We start from the raw sequence: 26,248 nt of genomic DNA, 5'->3' as shown, positions 1-26,248 counted from the left end.
GTTGAGTTCTCAAGGAACGGACGCTTCCTTCGGTCCCGTTTCACCGGGGCCCTCCGGGCGCTTCCCTTCGGTGTTTCATTTTGTTCTGTACTTCGCATTCCCGACTCTATCAGATGCTTTTCGCTTCCGACTTCCTCGGCGCTTTCCAGGTTCTCGCTTTCGCGTTTCCCTTTCCGGCGGTTCCGACTTTATCAGAGTTATCTGAGCCGGTTTCCCACCCGATCCAGGAGCACCCAGGCATACAAACAACCCGGGCTTCCCGCTGAGGTGGAGCCGTAAACCTACTGGAGCGGGGGGCGTCTATGCAAATCGACGCCCCCCCGCTCCAGACGTTCCGTCAGACGCGTCAGACCTCGACGACGACGGGGAGGATCATCGGGCGCCGGCGGTACGTGTCCGAGACCCACTTGCCGACGGTACGGCGCACCAGTTGCTGAAGCTGGTGCGGTTCCGCGACGCCGTCCGACGCGGCCCTGGCGATGGCCTCATCGACCTTCGAAAGCACCGCGGCGAAGGCCGAGTCCTCGATGCCGGAGCCGCGGGCCTGGAAGTGCGGGCCGCCGACGACCTTGCCCGTGGTGGAGTCGACCACCACGAAGACCGAGATGATGCCCTCGTCGCCCAGGATGCGGCGGTCCTTGAGGTGGGTCTCGGTGACATCGCCGACCGAGAGGCCGTCGACGTACACGTAACCGGCCTGGACCTTGCCGACGATTCTGGCTCTTCCGTCGACGAGGTCGACGACCACACCGTCCTCCGCGATGACGATGTGGTCCTTCGGGACCCCCGTCAGCGCGCCCAGTTCGGCGTTGGCACGCAGATGGCGCCATTCGCCGTGCACCGGCATCAGGTTCTTGGGCTTGCAGATGTTGTAGAAGTACAGGAGCTCGCCGGCCGAGGCGTGGCCCGACACATGGACCTTGGCGTTGCCCTTGTGGACGACGTTCGCGCCCCATCTGGTCAGCCCGTTGATCACCCGGTAGACCGAGTTCTCGTTGCCCGGGATCAGGGACGACGCGAGGATCACCGTGTCGCCCTGGACGATGCGGATCTGGTGATCGCGGTTGGCCATGCGCGAGAGAGCGGCCATCGGCTCACCCTGGGAACCGGTGCAGACCAGGACGACCTCGTGGTCCGGAAGGTCGTCGAGCGTCTTGACGTCGACGACCAGACCCGCCGGGACCTTGAGGTATCCCAGGTCACGCGCGATACCCATGTTGCGGACCATCGAGCGGCCGACGAAGGCGACCCTGCGGCCGTATTCGTGGGCGGTGTCGAGGATCTGCTGGATGCGGTGGACGTGGCTGGCGAAGCTGGCCACGATGATCCGCTTCTGGGCACTGCCGAAAACCTGCCGCAGGACGTTGGAGATGTCCCGCTCGGGCGGGACGAAGCCCGGGACCTCCGCGTTGGTGGAGTCCGCGAGCAGCAGGTCGATGCCCTCCTCGCCGAGCTTCGCGAAGGTCGGCAGGTCGGTGAGCCTGCGGTCCAGCGGGAGCTGGTCCATCTTGAAGTCGCCGGTGTGCACCACCATGCCCGCGGGGGTGCGGATGGCGACGGCCAGCGCGTCCGGGATGGAGTGGTTCACCGCGACGAATTCGCAGTCGAACGGGCCGATGCGCTCGCGGTGGCCCTCGGTGACCTCAAGGGTGTACGGGCGGATGCGGTGCTCCTGCAGCTTCGCCTCGATCAGCGCGAGGGTCAGCTTGGAGCCGATCAGCGGGATGTCCGGCTTCAGCCGGAGGAGGTACGGGACGCCGCCGATGTGGTCCTCGTGGCCGTGCGTGAGCACGATGCCGTCGATGTCGTCGAGGCGGTCCCGGATGGTGGTGAAGTCCGGCAGGATCAGGTCGATACCGGGCTGTTCCTCCTCGGGGAAGAGGACGCCGCAGTCGACGATGAGCAGACGGCCGTTGTATTCGAAGACCGTCATATTGCGGCCGATCTCGCCCAGACCGCCGAGCGGTGTGACGCGCAGACCGTTCTTGGGAAGCTTCGGCGGGGCGCCGAGTTCGGGATGCGGATGACTCAAAAGACTCTCCTCACCACACACGCCACGTACCGCTGAGGCACGTGGCGCGCGTGACATTCGTGCACTTGCTGTTCTCTGCACTTGCTGGTTGTCCGTGCGAGCGACTGCTCGGTGTTCCTCTGACTTCGTTGATGTCTCGCGTATTCAGTTGTGAAGTCCGTAGTTAGAGCTGTACCCCGCCGGCCGCGAGATCGATCTTGAGCTGGGCCGTTTCCTGGGCGGACAGCTCGACGAGCGGGAGGCGCAGCGGGCCGGCCGGCAGGTTCCGCAGGGTGAGCGCGGCCTTGGTGGTGATGACGCCCTGGGTGCGGAACATGCCGGTGAAGACCGGGAGCAGCTTCTGGTGGATCTCGGTGGCCTTCTGGACGTCACCGGTGAGGTGGGCGTCGAGAAGCTCACGCAGCTCCGGGGTGACCACGTGGCCGACGACGGAGACGAAGCCGACCGCGCCGACCGAGAGCAGCGGGAGGTTGAGCATGTCATCGCCGGAGTACCAGGCGAGGCCGGACCGGGCGATGGCCCAGCTGGCACGGCCGAGGTCGCCCTTGGCGTCCTTGTTGGCGACGATGCGCGGGTGCTGGGCGAGCCGGACGATCGTCTCGGTGTCGATGGGGACACCGCTGCGGCCGGGGATGTCGTACAGCATCACGGGCAGGCCGGTGGAGTCGGCGATGGCGGAGAAGTGCCGGAAGAGACCCTCTTGCGGCGGCTTGTTGTAGTACGGCGTCACAGCGAGCAGGCCGTGCGCTCCGGCGCGTTCCGCCGCGAGCGCGAGCTCGATGCTGTGCCGGGTGTCGTTGGTGCCGATACCGGCCACGATGTGGGCCCGGTCTCCGACAGCCTCCAGGACAGCCCGTACGAGCTGGTCTTTCTCCGCGTCGCTGGTGGTCGGCGACTCACCGGTGGTGCCGTTCAGGATCAGGCCGTCGTTGCCCGCGTCCACGAGGTGGACGGCGAGTCGCTGGGCACCGTCGAGATCGAGTGCGCCGTCCGCCGTGAAGGGCGTGACCATGGCGGTGAGGACCCGCCCGAAGGGGGTCTGCGGAGTGGAGATCGGAGCCATGGGTAACACGCTACTCGCTGCTCAGCTCGCCGTGTCCCTTTGGGGGACGGGACAAGAGGAGCCCGGCACTGCCTGCTCGGGGGTTCAAGCAGTGCCGGGTCCGTTTCATCAGCCTAGATGAACTTCTCGAAACGCCGCAATACGGACACTTCCCTCGGTTGACCGTACACCTGTACCCCGCCCAGGCGCCGCAAGGCCTCCGAGGCTCACGGGGCGACCCGGCCATTGGCGTTGAAGGCGGCGTGGGTGAGCGGCATGAGCTCCGCCCAGTGCTCCTCCATCCGCTCCCCGACCATCTCGATCTCCCGCTGGGGGAAGGAAGGGGTTTTCGCCAGCTCGTGCTGGGTGCGCAGGCCGAGGAAGTGCATCAGCGAGCGCGCGTTGCACGTGGCGTACATCGACGAGAACAGCCCGACGGGCAACACCGCGCGGGCCACCTCACGGGCGACACCCGCCGCCAGCATCTCCTGGTAGGCCTCGTACGCCTGCACGTACGACTGCTCCATGGACCGTTCCACGATCTCCTGCTGAGCCGCGCTCCCGGGCACGAACTCATACTTACCGGGCCGGCCCTGCTGGACGAGCTTGCGCTCCTCCCCGGGAACGTAGAAGACCGGCAGCAGCTCGCGGTAGCGGCCGGATTCCTCGTTGTAGGAGTTGTGCACGACGATGCCGTTGGCCAGGAAGTTGTGCCACGGGCCCTCGACGGAGAGGTCGTACGTCATCTCCTCGCCGTCGTCGGCGATGGAGACGATACTGTCCGGCCTCGCCACGGCGACCTTGCCGTCGCGCCGCGCGAGCGCCTCCTCCTCCGTGCTCTTCCGCGCGTGGCACGGTTCGCACGCCGGGGCGAGATTGTCTTCGTCGAGTGCGCGCGTGAGGTCGTCCGCGACGGGGATCACGTGGTCGAGAGCGAGCTCACCACGGGGGAAGCTCCCTCCGCACAGGTGACAGGAGTCCACTTCCTTGATCAGGCGCTCGTGCCGCGTCGATGTCCACACACCGATACCGCGACGCAGGCTCGGGGGAACGAGTCCCTGGGTGGGCCGGGGAGCGGCGGCGTCGGCCATCACCGCGTCCCCCACGGCCAGCTCACCGGCCTTGCGCCAGCCGTCCGGGGTCAGTACGGCATGGTCCACCGTGGACCGGAGGAACCGGCCGTCCGCCGTGGTGATCTTGATGAGCGGCTTGACGCCCGACTCGATGACGTCGACGATTCGCGCCCGCCGGGCGGTCAGGTTCTCCTCGTCATAGCAGCGGACGTGCTGGCGGCGTACCGATTCCAGCTTCGGCAGGCGCGCGCCCGGATGCCGTTCCCTGAATTCGACGACGGCGGATTCCGCCGCCTCCCTGCTCCCGTAGCGACCCAGGTAGTCGTCCCTGTCGCCGTGGCGCACCCGCGCCGTCCAGGTGCCCGACCCGCTGTGCCAGGTGACGCCCCCGGCCGAGTGCGGGAGCTGGTCCTCCACACCCAGATGCCAGTGCTTGTACAGGTCCGCGATCGTCCGGCGACGGAGATTCCCGGCTTCGCTCTCCAGCGTGATCTCGGTGTCCCCCGCGATGCACCAGCCGACCCGGTGGCGCATGAATTCGCGGAAGACGAAGATCGGGGCGCTGATGAAGAAGGTCATCGAGTTGTGCTCGAAGGGGCTTCCGTGGCGGTCCCGCATCAGGTAATTGATGAGCCCCTTGGAGCGCTCGGGATCCTTCGAGAGCTCCTCCAGGGACTGCTCACCTGCGGTGGAGACGCGCGCGGCCCACAGCACGTCGGAGTCGCCGGCGGCGTGCTTCACCAGGTCGACGGTGACATCGCTGCGGAAGCTCGGCTTGGTCTCGGCGGGGGTGTCGCTCACCGGCGGGGGTCCTTCCAGTCGCATCGCTCGGGCGGCGCCCACTCTACGGCGCGGCACCGACAACGCCGGACAGGGCGGCCGCCGTCGTCCTTCTTCGGCCAATTCGGCAAAATAGGGCACCGAATGGCGCTGGTGTTCGTCTGACCGGGTAGCGGCTGCCGGACCAGCCGCTTACCGACACAAGACCGCGAGGAGAACACCCGATGTTCCGCCGGCGTGAGGCCGTCCCGTTCGCATTCGTCGCCGAGGCCGACAGCTTCCGCAGTAATGTCACTCCCCCTCCGAGGCAGCGCGCCAGCAGGTCTCAGCTCGCCGGCCGCACGCTGATCGGCCTGGTCGTGACAGCGGGGCTCGCGGGCGGGCTGCTGCTGGGACTGCCGTCGATGAGGACGGATCGGACGGCGGGCCAGGGCCAGCAGTCCGAGGCCGCTCAGGGCCGCTGACTCGTCCGGCCCCCTCGGGTGGTCCGGACCGGGCGTCATCGGTAGCCTCACCGGGCACAGCAATTCGAGCGTGCTTGTGAGTGAGGATCAGTCGTGCCCCTGCCCTTCCTGACGGCCGACCGGGCTTTTGACGCGACCAGCGAGGATGTCGCGCTGCCGTTCAACGATCATGATCATTGGCGGCGTCCGTACCGCCCTGGCCCGTGGCGGGTGGCGGCGGCCGCGCTGCTTCTGCTGCTGGCCTCGTTCGTCCTGCTCGCGACGGTGATCATCGCCGCCGCGGGCGATCTCCCCGGTGCCACCGGCTGCCTGGCCGTCGCCGCGGTGGCGATCGCCGTCGCGCTGCGGATTCTGCGTGCCGGTACCTGGGTGAGCCGGCACGGTGTCCGGCGGGTGGGTCTGTTCAGGACCGTCACCGTGCCGTGGGAGAGGACCACCGCGGTCCGTACGGTCCAGCAGCCGGTGCGGTGGCTCGGGCTGCCGCGCACCGTGCAGGGCCAGGCGCTGCTCCTGGAGCGCCGTAAGGGTGAGAAGCTCGCGCTGCTCACCGACCACAACGCGGACTTCCTTTCCCGTTCTGAGGCCTTCGACCGGGCCGCGGACACCATGGAGGCGTGGGGCGAGGAGTACAGCCGCGCCTGACGTTTCCGGCGGAACGGAGCGGGGCCCGGCCACATCTGTGGCCGGGCCCCGCTCCGTTCCGTTCTGGTGCCTTGTCCGTGCCGTCAGGCCTGTACGGGCCGGCCGCCGTGGAGAGCGATCGCCCGCTGCATCGCCTTGCGGGCGCGCGGGGTGTCCCGGGCGTCGTGATAGGCCACGGCCAGACGGAACCAGCAGCGCCAGTCGTCGGGGGTGTCCTCCGTCTCGGCGCGGCGCTCGGCGAAGACGGCGTCCGCGGAGTCCCGGTCGATCCGGCCGCCGGCGGTGCGGACCAGCTCGTCGACGGGCAGGCCGCCCTCGGCGTCCAGTTCCGCGGCGAGGCGGTTGGCGCGCTGGACGAACTGGGTGTTCTTCCAGAGGAACCAGACGCCGATGACCGGCAGGATCAGCACCGCCACACCGAAGGTGACGGTGAGCGCCGTGCCGTGCTGGATCAGCAGCACACCCCGGCTGCCGACCAGGACGAAGTAGACGACCAGGACGGCGGCCGTGACGCAGTAAGTGATCTTTGCACGCATGTGAGTCAGCTCGTCAGCTCAGGTCGAGGAAGTGTTCCAGGCCGAAGGTGAGGCCCGGGGTGGAGACCACGCGGCGCACGCCGAGCAGGATGCCCGGCATGAAGCTGCTGTGGTGCAGGGAGTCGTGGCGGACGGTGAGGGTCTCCCCCTCGCCGCCGAGGATGACTTCCTGGTGCGCGAGGAGGCCCCGGAGCCGTACGGAGTGCACCGGCACGCCGTCGACGTCGGCACCGCGTGCGCCGTCCAGGGCCGTGACCGTGGCGTCGGGCTGCGGGGCGCTGCCCGCTTCGGCACGGGCGGCGGCGATCAACTGGGCGGTGCGGGTGGCCGTTCCGGAGGGGGCGTCGGCCTTGCCGGGGTGGTGCAGCTCGATGATCTCGACCGACTCGAAGTAGCGCGCCGCGGCCTGCGAGAACGTCATGGTGAGGACCGCGCCGATGGAGAAGTTTGGTGCGATCAGCACCCCCGTGTCCGGGGAGGCGGCGAGCGAGGTGTCGAGCTGTGCGAGGCGTTCATCGGTCCAGCCGGTGGTGCCGACCACCGCGTGGATGCCGTGGCGTACGCAGAAGTCGAGGTTGCCCATCACCGAGGCCGGGGTGGTCAGTTCCACCGCGACCTGGGCGCCGGCCTCCACGAGGGTCTCCAGCTTGTCGCCCCGGCCGAGGGCCGCGACGAGTTCGAGGTCGTCGGCGGCCTCGACCGCCCGTACCGCTTCGGAGCCGATACGGCCCCGGGCGCCGAGAACGGCCACGCGCAGCTTGCTCATTGCTCTGTTTCCTTCAGGGATCGGGGGTGCCGGCCGGCCTGACGGCGCGGTCAGGCGACCGCGGTGTCGAGGCGGGCCGCCTGCTTGTCCTTGAGCGGTCCGATCACGGACAGCGAGGGACGTTGACCCAGTACGTCGCGGGCGACCGCGCGTACGTCGTCGGGGGTGACCGCGGCTATCCGCGCCAGCATGTCGTCCACGGACATCTGGGTGCCCCAGCACAGCTCGCTCTTGCCGATCCGGTTCATCAGCGCGCCGGTGTCCTCCAGGCCGAGGACGGTGGAGCCGGAGAGCTGGCCGATGGCGCGGCCGATCTCCTCGTCGCTGATGCCCTCGGACGCGGCGCGGTCGAGCTCGTCGCGGCAGATCTGGAGGACGTCGTGGACCTGACTGGGGCGGCAGCCGGCGTAGACCCCGAAGAGTCCGGTGTCGGCGAAGCCCGAGGTGTACGAGTAGACGCTGTACGCGAGGCCGCGCTTCTCCCGTACCTCCTGGAAGAGGCGGGAGCTCATGCCGCCGCCGAGGGCGGTGTTCAGCACGCCGAGGGCCCAGCGGCGCTCGTCGGTACGGGCGAGGCCCGGCATACCGAGGACGACATGGGCCTGCTCGGTCTTGCGGTTCAGCAGATTGACCCGGCCGGCGGTGCGCAGGGTGCGGCTGCCTTCGCGGGGCGCGACGGGCACCGCGTCCGTACGGGACAGGGCCCCGGCCTTCTCGAAGGCGCGGCGGACCTGGCGTACCACCGTGGCGTGGTCGACGTTGCCGGCGGCGGCGACGACGAGTCGCGTCGGGTCGTAGTGCTTCTTGTAGAAGCGGGCGATCCGGTCGCGGTCCAGGGCGTTGATGGTGTCGACGGTGCCGAGGACCGGGCGGCCGAGGGGGCTGTCGCCGAACATCGTCTCGGCGAAGAGGTCGTGCACGCCGTCGCCGGGGTCGTCGTCGGTCATGGCGATCTCTTCGAGGATGACGCCGCGCTCGGCGTCGACGTCCGCGGCCTCGATGAGGGAGCCGGTCAGCATGTCGCAGACGACATCGATGGCCAGCGGCAGATCGGTGTCGAGCACCCGCGCGTAGTAGCAGGTGTACTCCTTCGCCGTGAAGGCGTTCATCTCGCCGCCGACCGCGTCGATGGCGGAGGAGATGTCGAGGGCGCTGCGCTTGCTCGTGCCCTTGAAGAGGAGGTGTTCCAGGTAGTGGGTGGCGCCGTTGAGGGCGGGCGTCTCGTCGCGGGAGCCGACCTGGACCCAGATGCCGAAGGTCGCGGAGCGTACCGACGGCAGGGTTTCGGTGACGACGCGCAGGCCGCCGGGGAGGGTCGTACGGCGGACCGTGCCGATCCCGTTCTCACCCTTGAGCAGTGTTTGGGTACGGGCGACGGCCCGCGCCTCCGAGGAGGGGCGGGCCGTCGTCCTGGAACTACGCGTCACGAGGCAGCGTCGTCCTTGTCCTCGTCGCCCTCTTCACCCTCGATGACGGGGATGAGGGAGAGCTTGCCGCGCTGGTCGATCTCGGCGATCTCGACCTGGACCTTCTGGCCGATGCCGAGCACGTCCTCGACGTTCTCCACGCGCTTGCCACCGGCGAGCTTGCGGATCTGCGAGATGTGCAGCAGACCGTCCTTGCCCGGGAGCAGCGACACGAACGCACCGAAGGTGGTGGTCTTGACGACCGTACCCAGGTAGCGCTCGCCGACCTCCGGCATGGTCGGGTTGGCGATGGCGTTGATCGTGGCGCGGGCGGCCTCGGCGGCCGGTCCGTCGGCGGCACCGATGTAGATGGTGCCGTCGTCCTCGATCGTGATGTCGGCGCCGGTGTCCTCCTGGATCTGGTTGATCATCTTGCCCTTGGGGCCGATGACCTCACCGATCTTGTCCACCGGGATCTTGACGGTGATGATCCGCGGGGCGTTCGGGGACATCTCGTCCGGGACGTCGATGGCCTCGTTCATCACATCGAGGATGTGGAGGCGGGCGTCGCGGGCCTGCTTCAGCGCGGCGGCCAGGACCGAGGCGGGGATGCCGTCGAGCTTGGTGTCGAGCTGGAGCGCGGTGACGAAGGTCTTCGTACCGGCGACCTTGAAGTCCATGTCACCGAAGGCGTCCTCCGCACCGAGGATGTCGGTGAGGGTGACGTAGTGGGTCTCGCCCTCGATCTCCTGGGAGATCAGGCCCATGGCGATACCGGCGACGGGGGCCTTGAGCGGCACACCGGCGTTCAGCAGCGACATGGTGGAGGCGCAGACCGAGCCCATGGACGTCGAGCCGTTGGAGCTCAGCGCCTCGGAGACCTGGCGGATCGCGTAGGGGAACTCCTCGCGCGTCGGCAGCACCGGCACGAGCGCGCGCTCGGCCAGGGCGCCGTGGCCGATCTCGCGGCGCTTCGGCGAACCGACGCGGCCGGTCTCACCGGTGGAGTACGGCGGGAAGTTGTAGTTGTGCATGTAGCGCTTGCGGGTCACCGGGGAGAGGGTGTCCAGCTGCTGCTCCATGCGGAGCATGTTGAGGGTGGTGACGCCCAGGATCTGGGTCTCGCCACGCTCGAACAGGGCGGAGCCGTGCACGCGCGGGATGGCCTCGACCTCGGCGGCGAGCGTACGGATGTCCGTGACGCCACGGCCGTCGATACGGACCTTGTCCTTGATGACGCGCTCACGGACCAGGGTCTTGGTCAGCGAGCGGTACGCGGCGGAGATCTCCTTCTCGCGGCCCTCGAACTGCGGGAGCAGCTTCTCGCCGGCGAGGACCTTGACGCGGTCCAGTTCGGCCTCGCGCTCCTGCTTGCCGGCGATGGTGAGCGCCTTGGCCAGCTCGGAACGGACGGCGGAGGTGAGGGCCTCCAGGACGTCGTCCTCGTAGTCGAGGTAGATCGGGAACTCGCCGGTGGGCTTGGCGGCCTTGGACGCGAGGTCCGACTGTGCCTTGCAGAGCGCCTTGATGAAGGGCTTCGCGGCTTCCAGACCGGCGGCGACGATCTCCTCGGTGGGAGCCTCGGCGCCGTCCTTGACGAGCTGGATCGTCTTGTCGGTGGCCTCGGCCTCGACCATCATGATCGCGACGTCGCCGTCGTCCAGGACGCGGCCCGCGACGACCATGTCGAAGACGGCGTCCTCAAGCTCGGTGTGCGTCGGGAAGGCGACCCACTGGCCCTTGATCAGCGCGACACGGGTGCCGCCGATGGGACCGGAGAAGGGCAGGCCCGCCAGCATCGTGGAGCAGGAGGCGGCGTTGATCGCGACCACGTCGTACAGGTGGTCGGGGTTGAGCGCCATGATCGTCTCGACGACCTGGATCTCGTTGCGCAGGCCCTTGCGGAAGGAGGGGCGCAGCGGGCGGTCGATCAGGCGGCAGGTGAGGATCGCGTCCTCGGAGGGGCGGCCCTCGCGGCGGAAGAACGAGCCGGGGATCTTGCCGGCCGCGTACTGGCGCTCCTCGACGTCCACCGTGAGGGGGAAGAAGTCGAGCTGGTCCTTGGGCTTCTTGGAGGCGGTGGTGGCCGACAGCACCATGGTGTCGTCGTCCAGGTAGGCCACGGCGGAGCCGGCGGCCTGACGGGCCAGCCGGCCCGTCTCGAAGCGGATGGTGCGGGTGCCGAAGGTTCCGTTGTCGATAACGGCTTCGGCGTAGTGGGTCTCGTTCTCCACTAGTGTTTTCTCCTCGTCTTCGTCCGGTGCCCGTGTGGCAGGGGACGTGGCGGAGAAGCGCTCCTTGGTGCGGGCCGGTCTTCGATCGAAGCACCCGGGGCGGCGGCGTGGGCCGCGCCATTCCGGGAGCCACTACCGAGGACCGGCGGCGGCGGAGGTCGCTCCTCCTCTTCAGTTGTGCTCGTGGTCCAGATTACTGAGCTTCACCACGGGATGACATTCCGGCCGTCCCGGGCGGGGCGCTCGGCCTGCCCCGGCGGGGCGCGACGGGCCCTGCTCCGTGCGTGCCCTGCTCCGTACATACGGCAAAGGGAGCGATTCCCGGGTGGTGGGAACCGCTCCCTTCACGGCGTCTTACTTGGCGCCGCCGGCCGCACCGCGGCGGATGCCCAGGCGGTCGACCAGCGCACGGAAGCGCTGGATGTCCTTCTTGGCCAGGTACTGCAGCAGGCGGCGACGCTGGCCGACCAGGATCAGCAGACCACGACGGGAGTGGTGGTCGTGCTTGTGGAGCTTGAGGTGCTCGGTCAGGTCCGCGATCCGGCGCGACAGCATGGCGACCTGGACCTCGGGGGAGCCGGTGTCACCTTCCTTGGTGCCGAACTCGGTCATGATCTGCTTCTTCGTAGCGGCGTCGAGCGACACGCGTACTCCTCGTGAGTCATCAGGCCACCGAGTGCCCCAGGTCGAATACTCTGGGGAGCTTCCGTTACTCGGGAGGCGGGATCCGCTGCGCGCTGATCGGGGAACCTCAGGCTCCGGGATCACGTACACAAACGGCCGTTACACAGCGTACCAGGATGGTCCGGTGCGCCCTGCCACGGGGTCCGTGACAGGTTCCGGCACGGGGCTTCCCCCCGTCCCGCGATACGCCCCGCCACCCGTGCGGTAGCACGTTCCGCCAGGTCAGATGCCGCCTCGCACCTTGCCGTAGACGTCGAGCACGGCCAGGCACAGCGGGATGAGGGAGAGCAGGACCACCGAGTCCGCGATGTCCAGCATGCGGCCCCAGAAGGGCGAGAGTCCCCTGTCCGGCACGATGAGGCCGATGGCGATCAGCAGCAGGGCGCCGGCCGCGACCGCCGCGCCGAGCCAGAGGGTCCGTACGTCCACCGCGGCGTGCTGGCCGAGCGCCAGGTCCCTGATGATGCCGGACGGGGGCGAGATAGCCAGTCCCAGCACCAGCAGGCTCAGCGTGCTGACGCCGGCCACCAGCAGGCAGGTGACCTGGGCCGTGTAGCGGAAGAGCCGGGCGCGCAGCATCGCGGCGAGGCCGGTGGCCAGGGCGAGCAGCTGGGCCCAGCCGTTCTCGCTGAAGCCGAGCACCGCGCCGCCGGCGCCGACCACCACCATGGCGCAGCCGCCGACCAGGCCGAGGAGCAGTTCGTGGCCGCGGCTCGTCTGGGCGACGATGCGCTGGATGTCGACGGCTTCCAGGCCGCCTTCGGCCGTGCCTTCGCGGCGGGCGCGGGCCAGGTCCTCCGGCGAGCGGAAGCCGATGGGCAGTTTGGCGAAGCGGGAGGACCAGGCGGGCAGGAAGCCGACGACGGCCAGGGCGACGACCGCGGTGCCCGCGGCGATTCCGCGGGGCTGGAGTTCGGTCAGTACGGCGCAGAACGCGGCGAGCGTGCCGATCACGGCGGCCAGTGCGGCGGCGACGAAGGGCGCGTCTCCCTGCGGCAGCAGCATGATCAGGACGACGGAGACGATCAGGACGCAGACGCAGCCGACCAGGAACTGGAGGCGGCCCGGGCCTTCGGCGGCGTCCTGGGGCAGCAGCCCGGAGCCGGCGATGAGGGCGTGGGGCAGGGCCGCGATACCCAGGGCGACGGCCGAGGCGCGGTCTTCGTACACCCGGGCCCGTACGCCGGCCAGCGCGGTCAGGGCGACGGCCGCCACGCCGGCCAGGATGCCCTGGAAGCCGTGCATGTCGTGGCGGAGCGGGTCGGCGAACCAGAGGACGAAGCCGAGCATCGTCAGCAGCAGGACGCCGGAGACGAGTCCCGCGACGCGCATCAGGTTGTCGTTCCAGCCGCGGTTGTCCTGTTTGACGGCGGTGGCGATGGCGTCGACGACGTCGTCGTGCACGGCCGGGGGCAGCGAGTCGGCGAAGGGGCGCAGGAGCAGCACTTCACCGTCCCTGACCCGGTGTTCGACGAGAGAACGGCTCGCGTCGAGCACGGCGCCGTCACCCCGTACCAGGTGATAGCCGGCGAGGCTGCCGTCGGCCTGGGCCAGGCCCGAGAGCCGGATGATCTCCGGATAGATGTCCTGGATCGGCAGGTCTTCCGGCAGCGCCACATCGATCCGGCTGTCCGGCGCTGCGACGGTGACCCGGCAGAAGCCGGTCGATGTGCCCGTGCTCACCTGGTTCTTCCCCCTGTTCGGCAAGACTGCGAGGCGTCGCCATTGCGACGCGGTGCGCCACCATATCGTTCTGCGGCGGCCCCGGGCGCGCCGCCCGGCCACAACTTCCCTCCTCCCTCTCGCCAGTTGCCCGTGTGTCAGTAGGATCGGCGGACGCTGACGGGAAGCCGTCGCCGCACACGGGGGCGTCGGGCAGAGACGTAACAATCGCGAAGGATGAGTGCATCGGTGAGCGTCGTCATCATCAAACGGCAGCCGCGGATCCAGCCGCCTGCTGTGCCGGACGGCGAGATCAAACTCGAATCGCCGCCCGAGATTCCACGGGAGGGCGAGGACAGCGTCTGGATGAATCTGCTGCCGCTGCTCGGCATGTTCGGCTCGGTGGCCTTCTTCTTCATGCCGGGTGCTCCGGCCTACATGAAGGTCGTCGGCTCCCTCATGGCCGTCTCCACGGTCGCGATGGCGGTCGCCCAGCTCGTCCGGTCCCGGCGCGGCGGGGGTTCCGCGATGGGTCAGGAGCGGCGGGACTACTTCCGCTATCTCGAACAGATCCGCAAGGACATCCACAGGACCGCGGAGCTGCAATACCACGCGCAGGTCTACCAGCACCCGGACTCCGACCAGCTGTGGGCGGTGGCGGCCGACGGGAAACGGCTGTGGGAACGGCGCCCGATGGACGCGGACTTCGCCTCCGTACGGGTCGGGCTCGGCAGTCAGCAGCTGAGCACTCCGCTCGTCGCGCCGCAGACCGCGCCCAAGGAGGAGCTGGAGCCGCTGACGGCGGCGGCGATGAAGGCGTTCCTCGACGCGCACGGCAGGGTGTCGGACCTTCCCGTCTCCGTCTCGCTGCGCGCCTTCTACCACGTGGCGCTGTGCGGTGACAGCGACACGGTGTACGGGAACGCCCGCTCGCTCGTCGCGCAGCTCGCGACGCTGCACTCCCCCGAGGACCTCGTGGTCGCCGTGGTCTCGCACCCCGCCTCGGCCGCGGAGTGGGACTGGATCAAGTGGCTGCCGCACAGTCAGCATCCGAAGGCGAAGGACGGCGCGGGCTCGGCCCGGCTCCTCTTCGACGACCTCGGCGAGCTGGAGGACGCGCTGGCCGATCAGCTCGCCGACCGGCCCCGCTGGAACCGCGAGGCCACTCCGGTCTACGACCAGCCGCACCTGCTCGTCCTGCTGGACGGGGGCACGGTGCCGCCGGACTCCGAACTCGCCAGCTCCGAGGGGCTCCAGGGGGTCACCTTCCTGGAGATCGCTCCCGGCGAGCTGGAGGACGAGCTGCGCGGCAATCTGACCGCCTACCTGCGGCCGGACCGGCTTCAGCTGTACGTGGGCCGTGAGTCGGCCTACACGGGCACGCCGGATGTGCTGAGTCTGGCCCAGGCCGAGTCCCTGGCGCGGCAGCTCTCCCCCTTCCGGGTCGGTACGGCCGAGGAGGGTGAACCCCTGCTGTCCAACCTGGACTTCACCGACCTGATGGGCATCGGCGACGCGGGTTCGGTCGACGTCTCCCGGACCTGGCGTCCGCGCACCCTGCACGAGCGGCTGCGCGTACCGATCGGTGTCGGTGAGAACGGCGAGCCGGTCATGCTCGACCTCAAGGAGGCCTCGCAGGAGGGCATGGGCCCACACGGTCTGTGCGTCGGCGCCACCGGCTCCGGCAAGTCGGAGGTGCTGCGTACGCTGGTGCTCGGCCTCGCGGTGACGCACTCGTCGGAGACGCTGAACTTCATCCTCGCGGACTTCAAGGGCGGTGCGACCTTCGCCGGTATGGCGGACATGCCGCACACGGCGGCGGTCATCACCAACCTGGCCGACGACCTCACACTCATCGACCGTATGCGGGACTCGATCACCGGTGAGACGCAGCGCCGCCAGGAGCTGCTGCGCTCGGCGGGCAATTACGCCAACATTCACGACTACGAGAAGGCGCGGGCCGCGGGGGCGCCGCTGGAGCCGCTGCCCTCGCTGGTGATGGTGCTCGACGAATTCTCCGAACTCCTCACCGCCAAGCCCGACTTCATCGACATGTTCATCCAGATCGGCCGGATCGGCCGGTCGCTGGGTGTGCATCTGCTGCTCGCCTCGCAGCGCCTGGAGGAGGGCAAGCTGCGCGGCCTCGACACGTACCTCTCGTACCGGATCGGTCTGCGTACCTTCTCCGCCGCCGAGTCGCGTACGGCGATCGGTGTGCCGGACGCGTACCACCTGCCGTCGATCCCGGGCTCCGGCTATCTGCGGTACGACACCGACACCATGGTCCGGTTCAAGGCCGCCTACGTCTCCGGCGCCTATCACGGGGAGGGCCCGGCGCGGGCGCAGCGCTCCACGCAGCTGCGGCCCGCTCTGTTCACCGCGGGGCATGTGGAGCTGCCGCCCCAGCCGGTGGTGGAGGAGCCCGAGCCCGCCGCGCGGATCGACGACGCGCTGGCCGAGACCGTCCTCGACGTCCTGGTGGGGAGGATGGCCAACCAGGGGCCGCCCGCTCACCAGGTCTGGCTGCCGCCGCTGGAGGAGGCGCCGTCGCTGGACCAGCTGCTGCCCGCGCTGGCGGTGTCGCCCGACCGCGGTCTGACCGCGCCCGACTACACCGCGCTGGGCCGGCTCACCGTTCCCGTCGGCCTGGTGGACAAGCCGTTCGAGCAGCGGCGTGACGTGCTGTACCGGGACTTCGCGGGCGGCGCGGGCCACGGGCTGTTCGTCGGCGGGCCCCGGTCCGGCAAGTCGACGCTGCTGCGCTCTCTCGTCTCGTCGTTCGCGCTGACCCACACGCCGGGTGAAGTGCAGTTCTACTGCCTGGACTTCGGTGGCGGCGGTCTGATCGCGATGGAGGACCTGGCGCATGTCGGCGGGGTCGCCAACCGCCTCGACGGGGAGAAGGTGCGCCGTACGGTCAGCGAGGTCGCCGGCATCCTCAACGCACGCGAGGAGTATTTCCGCGCGAACAACGTGGACTCGGTCACGACGTACCGGCAGCGCCGGGCCTCGGGACAGCTGCCCGACCAGATCTGGGGCGATGTCTTCCTGATCGTCGACGGCTGGGCCACCTTCAAGACCGACTACGAGCAGCTCGAACCGGCCATCACCGATATCGCCATGCGCGGTCTGGGCTTCGGTGTCCATGTGGTCCTGACCGCGAGCCGCTACACGGAAGTGCGTCCCGCGCTCAAGGACATGCTGCAGAACCGCATCGAGCTGCGGCTCGGCGATCCGACCGAGTCCGAGGTCGACCGGAAGGTGGCGCAGAACGTCCCGGCGGGTGTCGCCGGTCGCGGCCTGACCTCGGACAAGCTGCACTTCATGGCGGCGCTGCCGCGCATCGACGGCTCCTTCGAGACGGAGGACCTGTCGGACGCGACGGCTTCGTTCATCCGGGCGGTCAACGAGAGCTGGCAGGGCGCGCCCGCCCCGGTCGTACGGCTGCTGCCGACGCTGCTGGAGGCGGACCGGCTGCCGAAGGGCTTCGAGCATCCGGAGCGGGGCATCGCCTTCGGTATCGACGAGTCGGCGCTCGCGCCGGTCTACGTCGACTTCGAGTCGGACCCGCACTTCATCGTCTTCGGCGAGAGCGAGTCGGGCAAGTCCGCGGTGCTGCGGATGCTCGTCAAGCAGATCTGCGAGCGGTACACCCCGGAGCAGGCGAAGATCGTCATGGGTGACTACCGGCGCGCGCACCTGGAGGGCATCCCGGAGTCGCACCTGTCGCGTTACTGCGCGTCGTCGCCTGCGCTCACGGAGACGATCGCGGGGCTGGCCGGTTCGCTCCAGCGCCGGATGCCGGGCCCGGATGTCACGCCCGAGCAGCTGCGTAACCGGAGTTGGTACAGCAGTCCGGACGCGTTCGTCATCGTCGACGACTACGACCTGGTGGCCAGCGGCCAGAATCCGCTCGCACCCCTGCTGGAGTACCTGCCCTTCGCCCGCGACGTGGGCCTGCGTGTCATCGTCGCCCGCGCCTCGGGCGGCGCCAGCCGGTCGCTGTACGAGCCGGTGATGCAGCGGATGCGCGAGCTGGGCGCGCAGGGCATCGTGCTCTCGGGTGACAAGTCGGAGGGCCAGTTGCTCGGCAATGTGGCACCGACCCAACTGCCTCCGGGGCGCGGCACGTTCCATACCCGGCGGCGTGGCGGGCAGATGGTCCAGACAGGCTGGCTGCCGGCGCGGCACTGATGTCGCGGCACTGACGGCCTCGTACGGCGCCGCCCGCCGGCCTCGTACGGCGCCGTCCACCGGCGCACTACGCGCCGGCGCCCGCCCCGTCACGGGGCGGGCGCCGCGCTCGCGCCTCGTGCGGCTGCCGGAGCGGCACCGGTCGAGGACGAGGGCCGCCACGGGCGCCATCCCGGCGCCGTCGCCCTGGTGCGCGGCGAGCGCCGCCTCCGCCCGGTCCCACCAGGGCGCGGTCGGTTCGGGCCGGGTGTACTCCATGCCGGGCTCGAAGTTCTCGGCGCATCCGCGCGCGGATCCGGCCACCGATGCCTACTGCCGCGACGGGCGATGTCTGGCCGACAGGGCGAACCCTGCCGGGAACGGCACTAGGCTGCTGGGATCTACGGAGATGTCGATGAGGGGAGACGGTGCCTGTGTCGGCGAGTGGGCAGTTCGAGGTGGAGACTCCGGTCCTCAGGGCCGAAGGCGCCAATTTCTCCACGATCGGGCAGGAATTCGGAAACGCGCTGACCCGGCTCAGCACCGGCCTGTCCGCGCTGGAGGGCTCGGGGACCCCGCCGTGGGGCGATGACGACCTCGGGGAGAAGTTCGGCGTCGTCTACGAAGGTTTTCGCGACGGCATGCGGGAGTCGATGGGCAGCCTGGCGGACCGGCTCGGCGGGATGGGTGCGGCGCTGACGGAGATGGGCGCCCGGCACGAGGCGAACGAGGAATCCACGGAGGTGCTGATGAAGGACCGCGAGTCCGACGTCCGTACGGACGAGGGCCGGAGCCGGTTCCTCGGTGGCACGTAGTCGACGCCGTCGCGGTCCTGCCGTACGACGGAAGTTGTGCCGCTGAGTCGATCATGCTGCCGGACGAGGCCGGGTGGGGCCCGGAGACGCTCGGCCGCGACCGGCCGGCGGCGGGCAGAAAGTGGATCGCGAGGACGGATCGAGAGCGTCGATCGAGCCGGCGGGCGGCCGACCGTCCCCGGCCAAGGGAACACCGTGATGAGTCCAGGAAGCCCTTCACCCGAGGACCAGCCCGTGCCACGCACGCCCGGGGAAGCCGTGCACCTGGTGCGGAGACGGTTCGGGCAGCCGACCCTGCCGGACGACACACCGGCACCGCTGCACGTGCACGAGTTCGACCTCGGATACGTGGTGTACGGCGTTCTCCCCCGGCCCACCGACCAGGGGGGCGTCCCCCGGCCCGCACAGCCCGGCGGCAGCAGCTTCGTCGTCACCAAGGACAGCGGCGATATCGCGACCGTCCCCAACTACCCGCCGGAGCAGGCCGCCGAAGTCTTCCGCAGGCACTACCGCCCCGGCTCCCGATCATAGAATCGGGGGCTCACACGTACGTATCCGTACGGACGGAGGACGGGAACCCATGGCCACGGCGACCAGAGACTACGCACCTCACCCCCACATAGGCGGCCGTAACACCGCGCTCCGCGCGCTCGCCGCGTGGCGGATGGAATGGCCCGGAACACCCCACGTGGTCGTACTCACCGGGGCCCCCGGCAGCGGGGTCTCGCGACTGCTCACCGGGTTCCTGATGCTCTGCGACCCGGAGTTCCGGGGGCTGCTGCCGCTCGACGACCTGGATCCCGTGACGGTGCCGCCCGAGCTGCCCGCCCCCGCCGTACCCGGCCCGGAGGGGCTCACCGCCGCGCAGGTCCTGTGGACGCTCGCCGACCACTTCGGGCTGCGGGCTTCCCGTGCCGAAGAGATATTCGCCGAATTCGCCGCGCTCGACCGGCCCGTCACCGTCGTCGTCCCCGACGTCGACCGTGCGGGGCCCGTACGGTCGGCGGACGAACCGGCCAGGCTCGTACGCGAGGTGTTGAAGCCTCTCGCGGCGACGGGGACCGTACGTCTCCTCGCCGACCTGCCGCGCGCGTACGCCGCCGAGCTGGTCGAGGACCTGCCTCCCGGCACCGCGCAGATCATCGATCTCGACGAACCCCCGTGGGCCGATCCCGAGGGGCTCGTCCTGTATGCCGAGACGTCGCTGACTCCGGCGGCCGGTGCCCCGGAGCCGGCGTTCACCACCGATCCCGGCGCCCGCCGGGCGCTCGCGGGGGCGATCGGCCGGCGGGCGGGCACCAGCGCGCTCGTCGTACGGCTCGCCGTCAGCGGCGTCCTGATGGCGCCGGAGGGCTTTGACCCCGCCGACGAGACGGCTCTGCCGTCCAGCGTGGGTGAAGCTCTCGATCTGCACGCCCGTCGGCTCGGAGCGGATCCACGGACGCTACGGCTGATGCTCGCGCCTCTCGCCCTCGCCGAGGGGGCGGGGCTTCCGACGGAGCTGTGGGGTCGGCTGGCCCGGGCCGTCGCCGGGCGCGACCTGAGCGAGGAGATCGCAGGCGGAATGCTGCTGGCCGGCCCCTTCGTGGAGCTTGTGGAGGAGGAACCGGCGGACGAGGAGGGGGAAGAGGGGACGGACGGGGGCGCGGGCGGCGGGCGTATGTCGCTGCGCCTGCTGCACCCCGCCATCGGCAACGAGATCCGCGCGCGGCTGCCCGATGTCCGCGCCGCACAGTCACGGATCGCGGTCGCGCTCCTCGAAGCCGTGCCCGACCAGGACTGGAGCCGGGCCGACCCGTACGTACGCGATCACATCGCCGCGCACGCCCTCGCGGCGGGTCTGCTTCCCCAACTCCTCACGGATCCCAGCTTGTTCGTGCACGCCGATCCCGTGGTGCTGCGGGCGGCCGTCGAGGCCGTCGACCCCGGGACACTGGGCCCGCCGGCCCTCACCTACCGGCGCACCGCCCCGCTGCTCACCCGTAACCAGGTGGGCGCCGAGGCGCGTGCCGCCTTGCTGGAGACCGCGTTCGTCGAGGACGAACTGCCCGAATACGCTGCCGCCATCGGCCGGCTCGGCTTCGAGCTGCCCTGGCAGACGCTGTGGAGCGTACGGGCCCCGGGGATCAGCGCCGTCACGGTCGGCGTCCTCCCCCGGCCGGACGGGGAGCCCCTGCCGGTCGCCGCCCTCGTCGTCCCCTTCGGTACACCTGGTGCGTCCCCCTCCGGCGACGCCGCGGTACTCGTGCACGGCCTCCTGGGGCCCGGGCGGCTCGGCGCGGTGGACCCGGGGCGGATTCTGCGCCCTTCCGAGGAAAAACGCGCCGCCGCTCCGCTCGTCCTCAGTCGTGGCGCCGACTACCTGCGGGTCTGGGAGCGGGCGACCGAGGAGGTGGTGGCCGCTCTGGTCTCCGACATCCCCTTCGCCGGTGCCGATCTCTCGCCGGACGGCATTCTGGTGGTCGCGACCGGGCAGGGGGCCAAGGCCCTTCGTATCCGCCCCCGCGCGTGAGCGATAGCCTCGCCCGTGCCCGTACGACCTCTGCCGTACCCACCCCCCGTACGACCCAGCCCGTACGACCCGCCCCGTACGACCTACCAAGGAGTCTCGTCGTGATCAGCCAGGCGCAGGCACTCGCCACCGCCGATCAGTGGCTCAATCCTCCTGACCCACAGGCGCCGCGCCGCGAGGTCGCGATGTACGAATTCGAGCTCGGCTGGGTCGTCTGGGCCGCGCCGACGCCGCCCGAGCGCGACCCGCTGACGGGAGAGCGGCGGCCTCCCGCCGACTTCGGGAACGCCTGCGGGGTCGTCGACCGGCGCTCCGGCGAGCTGACCCTCTGGCCTTCCGTGCCCGTCGAGGAAGTCGTACGGATGTATCAGCGGAAGCACGGCGGCGCCACGGCGGACACGAGCGCCAGGCCCGTCACCGGGCCGGGCAACACGGCCGTCTTCACCTACCTGGACCCGGCGAACGGGGAGGAGACCAGCCTCTCCCGCAGTGCGGGGCCGGGCCTGCCGCCCGTCGAGCACCAGGCGTGGGCCGAGCTGCGGCGCATGAACGTCCCCACGGACCATGTCGTCGCCATCCACACCGACCTGCGCCCGAGCCTGCTGCCCGGCGGCTATACCGCGCGGGTTCTCCATGCCTTCCCCCGCGCCCGGTTCTCGTGCACGCAGAACTACGGCCTCCTGCCCGAGGAGCGTGCCGAGGGCGTCGCCGGCCTCGTCCAGCAGGCCGAGCTGATGAGCCGGATCGCCGGCCGGCAGCCCCCGCCGCGCCCGTACCGCCTTCCGGTGCCGACGGACGTGGCACCGGCCGAGCCGCTGCCCGATGTGGCGCTCGGCCACCATCTGACCGAGGTCTTCGGTGCTGATGGGGTACGCCGTTACGACCCCGACGACATCGCGGGCACCGTGCTGCCGGACACCGCGAAGGCGACGCTGACCCGCACCGGTCTCCCGGCCGACCTGCCGTTCTTCTTCACGGCCGACCGGTCCGACGCGCCGCCGGCCGGAGGTCTGTTCACGGACGCCGCGACGCATCTGCGGGAGCTGGGGAGCGAGGTGGGCGCACGCTCCCTGGAGATCCTGGAGAACTATGTCCGGATCGGATCCGACGGGACGGCGGTGATCACGGTGCAGTGCCCGGCACCGGAGGACCCGCCGGAGACGCTCGGCCCGGTCTGGGCGATCTCGGCGCAGGACGCGACGGGCCGGCGCGTGAACGAGTCCCTCGCCGCGTACCTCGGCTCGCTCGCCCTGCTCGCCACCACCCGGCGGCGGATGCGGGGCCTGGACCCCGTCGCGGCGGGTCTGGCGGTCGCCGCGTTCCAGGAGCGGCTCGTGGCGCTGGACGCCACGGCACTGGACGACGCGGGAAACTGGTGGTCCTTGGTGGTGGAACAGATGTGGCACGGGCTGTTCTGAGCGCGCTTTGAAGCCGGGCGGGGTGAAGCGGCACGCGGAACAGGGGGCGCCGTGAAGGAGCGGCGAACCAGGTGACACGTAACCTGCCAGGAGCTTTCGGACCGAAGGCGCTCCGTATGCGCGCATGTCGGAGGACCCCGGCCGTGGCCGGGGTCCTCCGAGGTTCTGGGGTCGGGTGAGGTTCTGGGGTCGGGCTGCGCGAGCTGAAGTCGGCGGCCCATAGTCAGCCGTACCTCGCCGTCGGGCTGGATGTGCATCCGGAACAGCGGGGTCAGGTGGCGTTTGTCCTCGTCGGTCAGGCAGAGAGTTCTTGCTGGTCACGACGGTTGCGACTCAGCTCCCCGCTCTTGCCGGGGAAGATGATGTCGTTGGCGCCGTTCCAGCCCTCGACGACGCCGAAGCCCTTCTTGGATCTCGCGCTGAAGGTCGCGGTCGCGCGGATAGCGGACGTATCGCCATCCGTCGTCGCGGCCAGGGCGGGCCGGGCCCGTACGCGGCCAGCCGACCTCGGCGGGAGAGCGCTGAGGTCGGGACAATTACCGCTCCCGGACGGCGTAGGTCACATGCGTCACCCTCGGGGAGGGCTCCGCGCGGACCTGCTCCAGGGCCACGCGGCCGGCGTCCACGCCCTCGAACAGGCGGATTCCGGAGCCGAACAGCACGGGTGAGAGCGCGATCGAGAACTCGTCGATCAGGCCGGCGTTCACGTACTCCAGGATCGTCGCGCCGCCGCCCGCGATGCGGACGTCGCGATCACCGGCGGCCTCGCGGGCCTGGTCGAGGGCGGACTCGATGCCGTCGTTGACGAAGTGGAACGTGGTCCCGCCCGGCCGCTCCCAGGGGTCACGCTTCTCGTGCGTCACGACGAAGACCGGCGTGTGGAACGGCGCCTCCTCCGGCCACATCTGCTCCCCGGCGTCGAACATGTGCTTGCCCATCACGCTCGCGCCGGTGCGCTCGAACGTCTCCCGCACGATGTCGTTGTCGCGCCCCTCCTCGCCGCCCTCGCCGAGCTTCACGTTCTCCCGGAAGAACCGCTGCGGGAAGATCCACTGCTGCAGTTCCATCCATAGCCGCCCCATCAATTCCTCGGGGGACTCGGGCGCGATGAAACCGTCCAGCGACATCGACACGCTGAAGAACACCTTCCCGGCCATCAGCCCTCCTCCCCCTTCCGCGCGATCTCGGTGACGTACGTAGCCAGGTTGCTCAGGGTCTGCCGGCCGCCCTCGATCGCGTGGTACTTCTCGACCGCCTCGTCGCGCAGCTCCTTGGTGGGGAACACCGTGCGCATCTCGATCCGGGTCGCCGCACCGTCGGGCTCGAACGTGAGGACCGACTCGAAGGCGTTCGGGTCGTCGCGGGTCTCACCGTGGAGCATCGCGATCCGTTCCGGCGGGGCGAGCTCGGTCCAGGTGATCCACTCTTGGTAGTCCGTCCCGTCCGGTCCGTGCATCACGAAGTCCCACTCTCCGCCGACGCGGAACTCGAACGCCCGCGTGGTGGTGGTGAACCCTTCCGGTCCCCACCATCGCGACAGGTGCCGGACGCCGGTGAACGCCTCGAACACCAGCTCCCGTGGGGCGTCGATGATCCGGGAGGTGACGATCTCGCGGTCGGCTGTCGCCGACTGCGCCGGCGTTCCTTGTTCTGGCGTGCTCATCAGCTACTCCGCTTTCCTTGTCTGCTTCAGGTCCCGCACGTAGGCGTCCAGTCGGTCGAAGCTCTCGTTCCAGAACTGCTCGAAACCGCCGGTCCACTCGTGGACGGGCCGCAGCCCGCCGGCGTCAAGACCGTACAGGCGCTGCTTGCCTGCCTTGCGGTCACACACCAGCCCGACCTCCCGGAGCACCCTCAGGTGTTTGGACGCCCCCGGCTGGGTCATCCCCAGCTCCTGGGCCAAATCGGTCACCGACCGCTCGCCCGCCCGCAGAAGTACCAGGATCTCCCGGCGCTGCGGCTCGGCGATCGCGTTGAAGACGTCCGAGGTCGTCGCTGCTCGTGCCATGAGGCAATCGTATGCCGATATCGGCATGCGTCAAGGTGGAAGGAATCAGGCGGTCATGTCAGATGACGATCGTGACCCTTGTCAGCGGCTGCGGAAACTGAGCGATGACAGATCCCGGCGATCGGCGCGGCTGACCTGGTCCAGGCGGAAACCGTCACGCTTGGTGTTCGGGAAAAGTCCCCTCGGCGGACGTGACCATGTTCGTGACGACTTCCGGCCCACGGTGAGGCTCGGGCTCGGCTTCGAGGATCTGGACGCGGAACTGACGTGGAATGCGACGCGGAATGCGACGCGGCAGCCCAGCGCGTCTCTGACCAGCCGCGGACCCGTGCTCACGTCCGGGTCCGAGCAGTGCCGAGACGGCCTTCACCCCCGCCGTGAACAACGGAGCACCGGCCGGGTCAGCGGAGCACCGGCCAAGATCAAAGGTAGAGCGAGAATCCGCCGCGGTGTCGCCCGGAAGCCTTCTTCCCGGGCCCCTCGGACCCTCCGGAGGGACGCTCCGGCTCGGAGGCGTGCCCGGACTCAGGGACGGGGCCGGGCACGGACCCGGGTGCGGAAGCGCGCTCGGCTCCACGTTCCCGTACCTCCGCACGCTCCTCCTCCGACAGCGCGTCCCACGTACTCCGCAGGGAGGCGGTGCCGGTCAGCAGCCCGCGGGAAGCCGAGGGGTCGTCGAGGGCGTCGCGCAGGGTCAGGCGCCCGGACAGCAACTTCTGCGCGCTCTCACGCAGTGCGCTGTTCGCCTCTCCGCCGCCGTCGGCGAGCTTGCGCAGCGCGGAGTTCAGCGAGCGGAGCTGCGCGGGCTCCAGTGCCTCGTCCGACACCCCGCCGCCGTGGACCGTGGAAGGGTCCGCCGGGTCGGGCGTCTGCTTCGCCATCTCTCTGCCCTCGTCTCTCGTCGTGTCCGGTCGGACAGGAACCCGTGGACCGGACCAGGCACCTACCCACTCCCGGCGGCCTCCTGACCGCGCGTCCCGAGTGCGCCGGGACGCCTCGTCCGCCGGCTGCCGCGCGGCATCGGACCGTCTGCGCGTCCACCCCGGCGAACGCGTCCCGACGGGTACCGTAGCGCAGCGGTGCGACGACGGACCGGTACCACCGCCGTGGACGGCAGAGGTCCAACTCGACACGCCACAGGCCTCGTTCGTGGAAACACCGGTCCGCCTTCAGTCGGGGATGGCACCTTTCCGGGATACACGGCCGCTCAGGGGCTTGCCCGCATCGAGATACGAGGCAAGGCTCCGGAGCATGGTGAGGACAGCGATACCTCCGACCAGCCGGCGCGGGCCCGGACCCATGTCGAGCAGAAGCAGCCCCGCGCAAAGCATGAGAACAACAACGGAAAGCCGGCGGCCGCGGGCCGATGAAGAGCGGCCACTCCGCGCGCGGGTCCCACAGCCGGAGATCCTCGCGCACCGTCCGCCTTACCGCCGCCTCATCGACAGAGATGCTGTGCGGGGTAAGCTCACGCGCTTCACGCAAGCGGCAGGCTGCCGTGAATCACCCAGCCGGCGTCGGCGACGATCACAGCAGCCACCGTGACCGACGAATCTGCCTGCGGCTCGGGCCGCGTACGCGCGTCCCAGCAAATCGATGATGCTGCCACACCAGGCGCCGTCAGCGGTCGGGCATTCGCATCACCGCTTCCGGCAGGGCCCGGATCCATGCTCAGGCCGGCGCCGGCGAGACAGCCGTCGACCACATCAGGGCGGTACTGGATCTGCTGGAGCCGGCGCTTCACCGCCTGGGTGATCTGGCCTGGGTCGGCCGCCGCGAGGTTGATGTCGCGCTTGACCAGCGATCAGACGCCGCCGCAGTGCTCTTACCCGTGGCCGGACCTCCCGTCTCCACAGCCCCACCGCGTGCTCGTCGCGTTCGATCGCGCGCCGGGCGGGCTGCTGCCAGGACCAGCCGTGCCGCCGCAGCGGCCGCCACGTGCCCTCCACGTGCCCTCCACGTGTACGAGACGTGGAACAGACGGCCGATCAACGTTTTCAC

The 26,248-nt window shown here is 69.9% G+C and carries 21 protein-coding genes and 3 pseudogenes; 7 read left to right on the top strand and 17 right to left on the bottom strand.

Annotation, left to right across the window (positions count from 1 at the left end; all coding sequences use genetic code 11):
* Positions 1 to 346: 346 nt before the first annotated feature.
* The 5 genes and pseudogenes from ACIBAE_RS27360 to ACIBAE_RS27340 form a co-directional block, all read right to left on the bottom strand.
* Positions 347 to 2,032, bottom strand: a complete 1,686-nt coding sequence (locus tag ACIBAE_RS27360) for a ribonuclease J (RefSeq protein ID WP_399290395.1) — start codon at positions 2,030 to 2,032, stop codon at positions 347 to 349.
* Between the two features lie 163 nt (positions 2,033 to 2,195).
* Positions 2,196 to 3,095 (bottom strand): 4-hydroxy-tetrahydrodipicolinate synthase, encoded by a 900-nt coding sequence (dapA, locus tag ACIBAE_RS27355; protein ID WP_399290393.1) that lies wholly within the window; start codon positions 3,093 to 3,095, stop codon positions 2,196 to 2,198.
* A 206-nt stretch (positions 3,096 to 3,301) separates the two neighbouring features.
* Positions 3,302 to 3,751, bottom strand: a pseudogene (thyX, locus tag ACIBAE_RS27350) (FAD-dependent thymidylate synthase); the annotation flags it as partial.
* A gap of 3 nt (positions 3,752 to 3,754) precedes the next feature.
* A pseudogene (locus ACIBAE_RS27345) lies at positions 3,755 to 4,681 on the bottom strand (HNH endonuclease); the annotation flags it as partial.
* A pseudogene (locus ACIBAE_RS27340) lies at positions 4,661 to 4,948 on the bottom strand (FAD-dependent thymidylate synthase); the annotation flags it as partial. The pseudogenes ACIBAE_RS27340 and ACIBAE_RS27345, both read right to left, overlap by 21 nt.
* A gap of 203 nt (positions 4,949 to 5,151) precedes the next feature.
* Here ACIBAE_RS27340 and ACIBAE_RS27335 point away from each other — a divergent pair.
* Positions 5,152 to 5,391 (top strand): hypothetical protein, encoded by a 240-nt coding sequence (locus ACIBAE_RS27335; RefSeq protein WP_399290391.1) that lies wholly within the window; start codon positions 5,152 to 5,154, stop codon positions 5,389 to 5,391.
* 93 nt (positions 5,392 to 5,484) lie between these two features.
* On the top strand, positions 5,485 to 6,033 hold the full coding sequence (locus ACIBAE_RS27330) for a hypothetical protein (RefSeq protein ID WP_399290389.1): 549 nt from the start codon (positions 5,485 to 5,487) through the stop codon (positions 6,031 to 6,033).
* Positions 6,034 to 6,116: 83 nt separating this feature from the next.
* Here the strand turns inward: ACIBAE_RS27330 and ACIBAE_RS27325 are convergent, their stop codons facing one another.
* The 6 genes from ACIBAE_RS27325 to eccD all read right to left on the bottom strand — a co-directional run bounded on the left by ACIBAE_RS27325 (position 6,117) and on the right by eccD (position 13,342).
* On the bottom strand, positions 6,117 to 6,569 hold the full coding sequence (locus ACIBAE_RS27325) for a hypothetical protein (protein WP_399290387.1): 453 nt from the start codon (positions 6,567 to 6,569) through the stop codon (positions 6,117 to 6,119).
* Positions 6,570 to 6,582: 13 nt separating this feature from the next.
* Complete coding sequence (dapB, locus tag ACIBAE_RS27320; protein ID WP_399290385.1) at positions 6,583 to 7,335, bottom strand: 4-hydroxy-tetrahydrodipicolinate reductase; 753 nt, start codon at positions 7,333 to 7,335, stop codon at positions 6,583 to 6,585.
* 50 nt (positions 7,336 to 7,385) lie between these two features.
* Positions 7,386 to 8,762, bottom strand: coding sequence for a M16 family metallopeptidase (locus tag ACIBAE_RS27315; protein ID WP_399290383.1), 1,377 nt, complete (start codon positions 8,760 to 8,762; stop codon positions 7,386 to 7,388).
* Positions 8,759 to 10,975: a polyribonucleotide nucleotidyltransferase gene (locus ACIBAE_RS27310; protein ID WP_399290381.1), complete on the bottom strand. Its 2,217-nt coding sequence runs from the start codon at positions 10,973 to 10,975 to the stop codon at positions 8,759 to 8,761. Before ACIBAE_RS27310 ends, ACIBAE_RS27315 begins: the two co-directional genes overlap by 4 nt.
* 354 nt (positions 10,976 to 11,329) lie before the next feature.
* Positions 11,330 to 11,620 carry a 30S ribosomal protein S15 gene (gene rpsO / locus ACIBAE_RS27305; protein ID WP_399290379.1) on the bottom strand — a complete coding sequence of 97 codons (291 nt, stop codon included), beginning with the start codon at positions 11,618 to 11,620 and terminating at the stop codon, positions 11,330 to 11,332.
* 261 nt (positions 11,621 to 11,881) lie between these two features.
* On the bottom strand, positions 11,882 to 13,342 hold the full coding sequence (eccD, locus tag ACIBAE_RS27300) for a type VII secretion integral membrane protein EccD (protein WP_399290377.1): 1,461 nt from the start codon (positions 13,340 to 13,342) through the stop codon (positions 11,882 to 11,884).
* A gap of 228 nt (positions 13,343 to 13,570) precedes the next feature.
* Here eccD and eccCa point away from each other — a divergent pair, with 228 nt between their 5' ends.
* The 5 genes from eccCa (at position 13,571) to ACIBAE_RS27275 (ending at position 22,239) form a co-directional block, all read left to right on the top strand.
* Positions 13,571 to 17,515 carry a type VII secretion protein EccCa gene (gene eccCa / locus ACIBAE_RS27295; RefSeq protein ID WP_399290374.1) on the top strand — a complete coding sequence of 1,315 codons (3,945 nt, stop codon included), beginning with the start codon at positions 13,571 to 13,573 and terminating at the stop codon, positions 17,513 to 17,515.
* A gap of 407 nt (positions 17,516 to 17,922) precedes the next feature.
* On the top strand, positions 17,923 to 18,309 hold the full coding sequence (locus ACIBAE_RS27290) for a hypothetical protein (RefSeq protein ID WP_399290372.1): 387 nt from the start codon (positions 17,923 to 17,925) through the stop codon (positions 18,307 to 18,309).
* A 234-nt stretch (positions 18,310 to 18,543) separates the two neighbouring features.
* A complete protein-coding gene (locus ACIBAE_RS27285) occupies positions 18,544 to 18,840 on the top strand; it encodes a hypothetical protein (protein WP_399290370.1) in 297 nt (98 codons plus the stop codon).
* A 49-nt stretch (positions 18,841 to 18,889) separates the two neighbouring features.
* Entirely contained in the window at positions 18,890 to 20,821 is a 1,932-nt protein-coding gene (locus tag ACIBAE_RS27280; RefSeq protein ID WP_399290368.1) for an ATP-binding protein, read from the top strand.
* On the top strand, positions 20,818 to 22,239 hold the full coding sequence (locus ACIBAE_RS27275; RefSeq protein WP_399290366.1) for an SUKH-4 family immunity protein: 1,422 nt from the start codon (positions 20,818 to 20,820) through the stop codon (positions 22,237 to 22,239). Before ACIBAE_RS27280 ends, ACIBAE_RS27275 begins: the two co-directional genes overlap by 4 nt.
* 536 nt (positions 22,240 to 22,775) lie before the next feature.
* Here the strand turns inward: ACIBAE_RS27275 and ACIBAE_RS27270 are convergent.
* The 6 genes from ACIBAE_RS27270 to ACIBAE_RS27245 all read right to left on the bottom strand — a co-directional run bounded on the left by ACIBAE_RS27270 (position 22,776) and on the right by ACIBAE_RS27245 (position 26,196).
* Positions 22,776 to 23,396: a dihydrofolate reductase family protein gene (locus ACIBAE_RS27270; RefSeq protein WP_399290364.1), complete on the bottom strand. Its 621-nt coding sequence runs from the start codon at positions 23,394 to 23,396 to the stop codon at positions 22,776 to 22,778.
* The gene (locus ACIBAE_RS27265; protein WP_399290362.1) at positions 23,396 to 23,902 is read right to left on the bottom strand and encodes an SRPBCC family protein; all 507 of its coding nucleotides are present in this window, start codon (positions 23,900 to 23,902) and stop codon (positions 23,396 to 23,398) included. The genes ACIBAE_RS27270 and ACIBAE_RS27265 overlap by 1 nt, the downstream gene beginning before the upstream one ends.
* Positions 23,903 to 23,905: 3 nt before the next feature.
* The gene (locus ACIBAE_RS27260; RefSeq protein WP_399290360.1) at positions 23,906 to 24,247 is read right to left on the bottom strand and encodes an ArsR/SmtB family transcription factor; all 342 of its coding nucleotides are present in this window, start codon (positions 24,245 to 24,247) and stop codon (positions 23,906 to 23,908) included.
* A gap of 422 nt (positions 24,248 to 24,669) precedes the next feature.
* On the bottom strand, positions 24,670 to 25,128 hold the full coding sequence (locus ACIBAE_RS27255) for a hypothetical protein (protein WP_399290358.1): 459 nt from the start codon (positions 25,126 to 25,128) through the stop codon (positions 24,670 to 24,672).
* Between the two features lie 596 nt (positions 25,129 to 25,724).
* Positions 25,725 to 25,991 carry a hypothetical protein gene (locus ACIBAE_RS27250; RefSeq protein WP_399290356.1) on the bottom strand — a complete coding sequence of 89 codons (267 nt, stop codon included), beginning with the start codon at positions 25,989 to 25,991 and terminating at the stop codon, positions 25,725 to 25,727.
* A complete protein-coding gene (locus tag ACIBAE_RS27245) occupies positions 25,954 to 26,196 on the bottom strand; it encodes a winged helix-turn-helix domain-containing protein (RefSeq protein WP_399290354.1) in 243 nt (80 codons plus the stop codon). Before ACIBAE_RS27245 ends, ACIBAE_RS27250 begins: the two co-directional genes overlap by 38 nt.
* Positions 26,197 to 26,248: the final 52 nt, after the last annotated feature.

The organism is Streptomyces sp. NPDC051569 (assembly GCF_044454085.1).
Taxonomy (GTDB): domain Bacteria; phylum Actinomycetota; class Actinomycetes; order Streptomycetales; family Streptomycetaceae; genus Streptomyces.
Note: the sequence above shows the minus strand (reverse complement) of the source record. Positions and strands in the feature narration are given on the sequence as shown.

Excerpts from the sequence above, each read along its gene's own strand:
- ACIBAE_RS27260 (WP_399290360.1), bottom strand. The coding sequence starts at position 24,247 with ATGGCACGAGCAGCGACGACCTCGGACGTCTTCAACGCGATCGCCGAG.
- ACIBAE_RS27255 (WP_399290358.1), bottom strand. The coding sequence starts at position 25,128 with ATGGCGAAGCAGACGCCCGACCCGGCGGACCCTTCCACGGTCCACGGC.
- ACIBAE_RS27265 (WP_399290362.1), bottom strand. The coding sequence starts at position 23,902 with ATGAGCACGCCAGAACAAGGAACGCCGGCGCAGTCGGCGACAGCCGAC.
- dapA (WP_399290393.1), bottom strand. The coding sequence starts at position 3,095 with ATGGCTCCGATCTCCACTCCGCAGACCCCCTTCGGGCGGGTCCTCACC.
- ACIBAE_RS27335 (WP_399290391.1), top strand. The coding sequence starts at position 5,152 with ATGTTCCGCCGGCGTGAGGCCGTCCCGTTCGCATTCGTCGCCGAGGCC.
- dapB (WP_399290385.1), bottom strand. The coding sequence starts at position 7,335 with ATGAGCAAGCTGCGCGTGGCCGTTCTCGGCGCCCGGGGCCGTATCGGC.
- ACIBAE_RS27270 (WP_399290364.1), bottom strand. The coding sequence starts at position 23,396 with ATGGCCGGGAAGGTGTTCTTCAGCGTGTCGATGTCGCTGGACGGTTTC.
- ACIBAE_RS27280 (WP_399290368.1), top strand. The coding sequence starts at position 18,890 with ATGGCCACGGCGACCAGAGACTACGCACCTCACCCCCACATAGGCGGC.
- ACIBAE_RS27325 (WP_399290387.1), bottom strand. The coding sequence starts at position 6,569 with ATGCGTGCAAAGATCACTTACTGCGTCACGGCCGCCGTCCTGGTCGTC.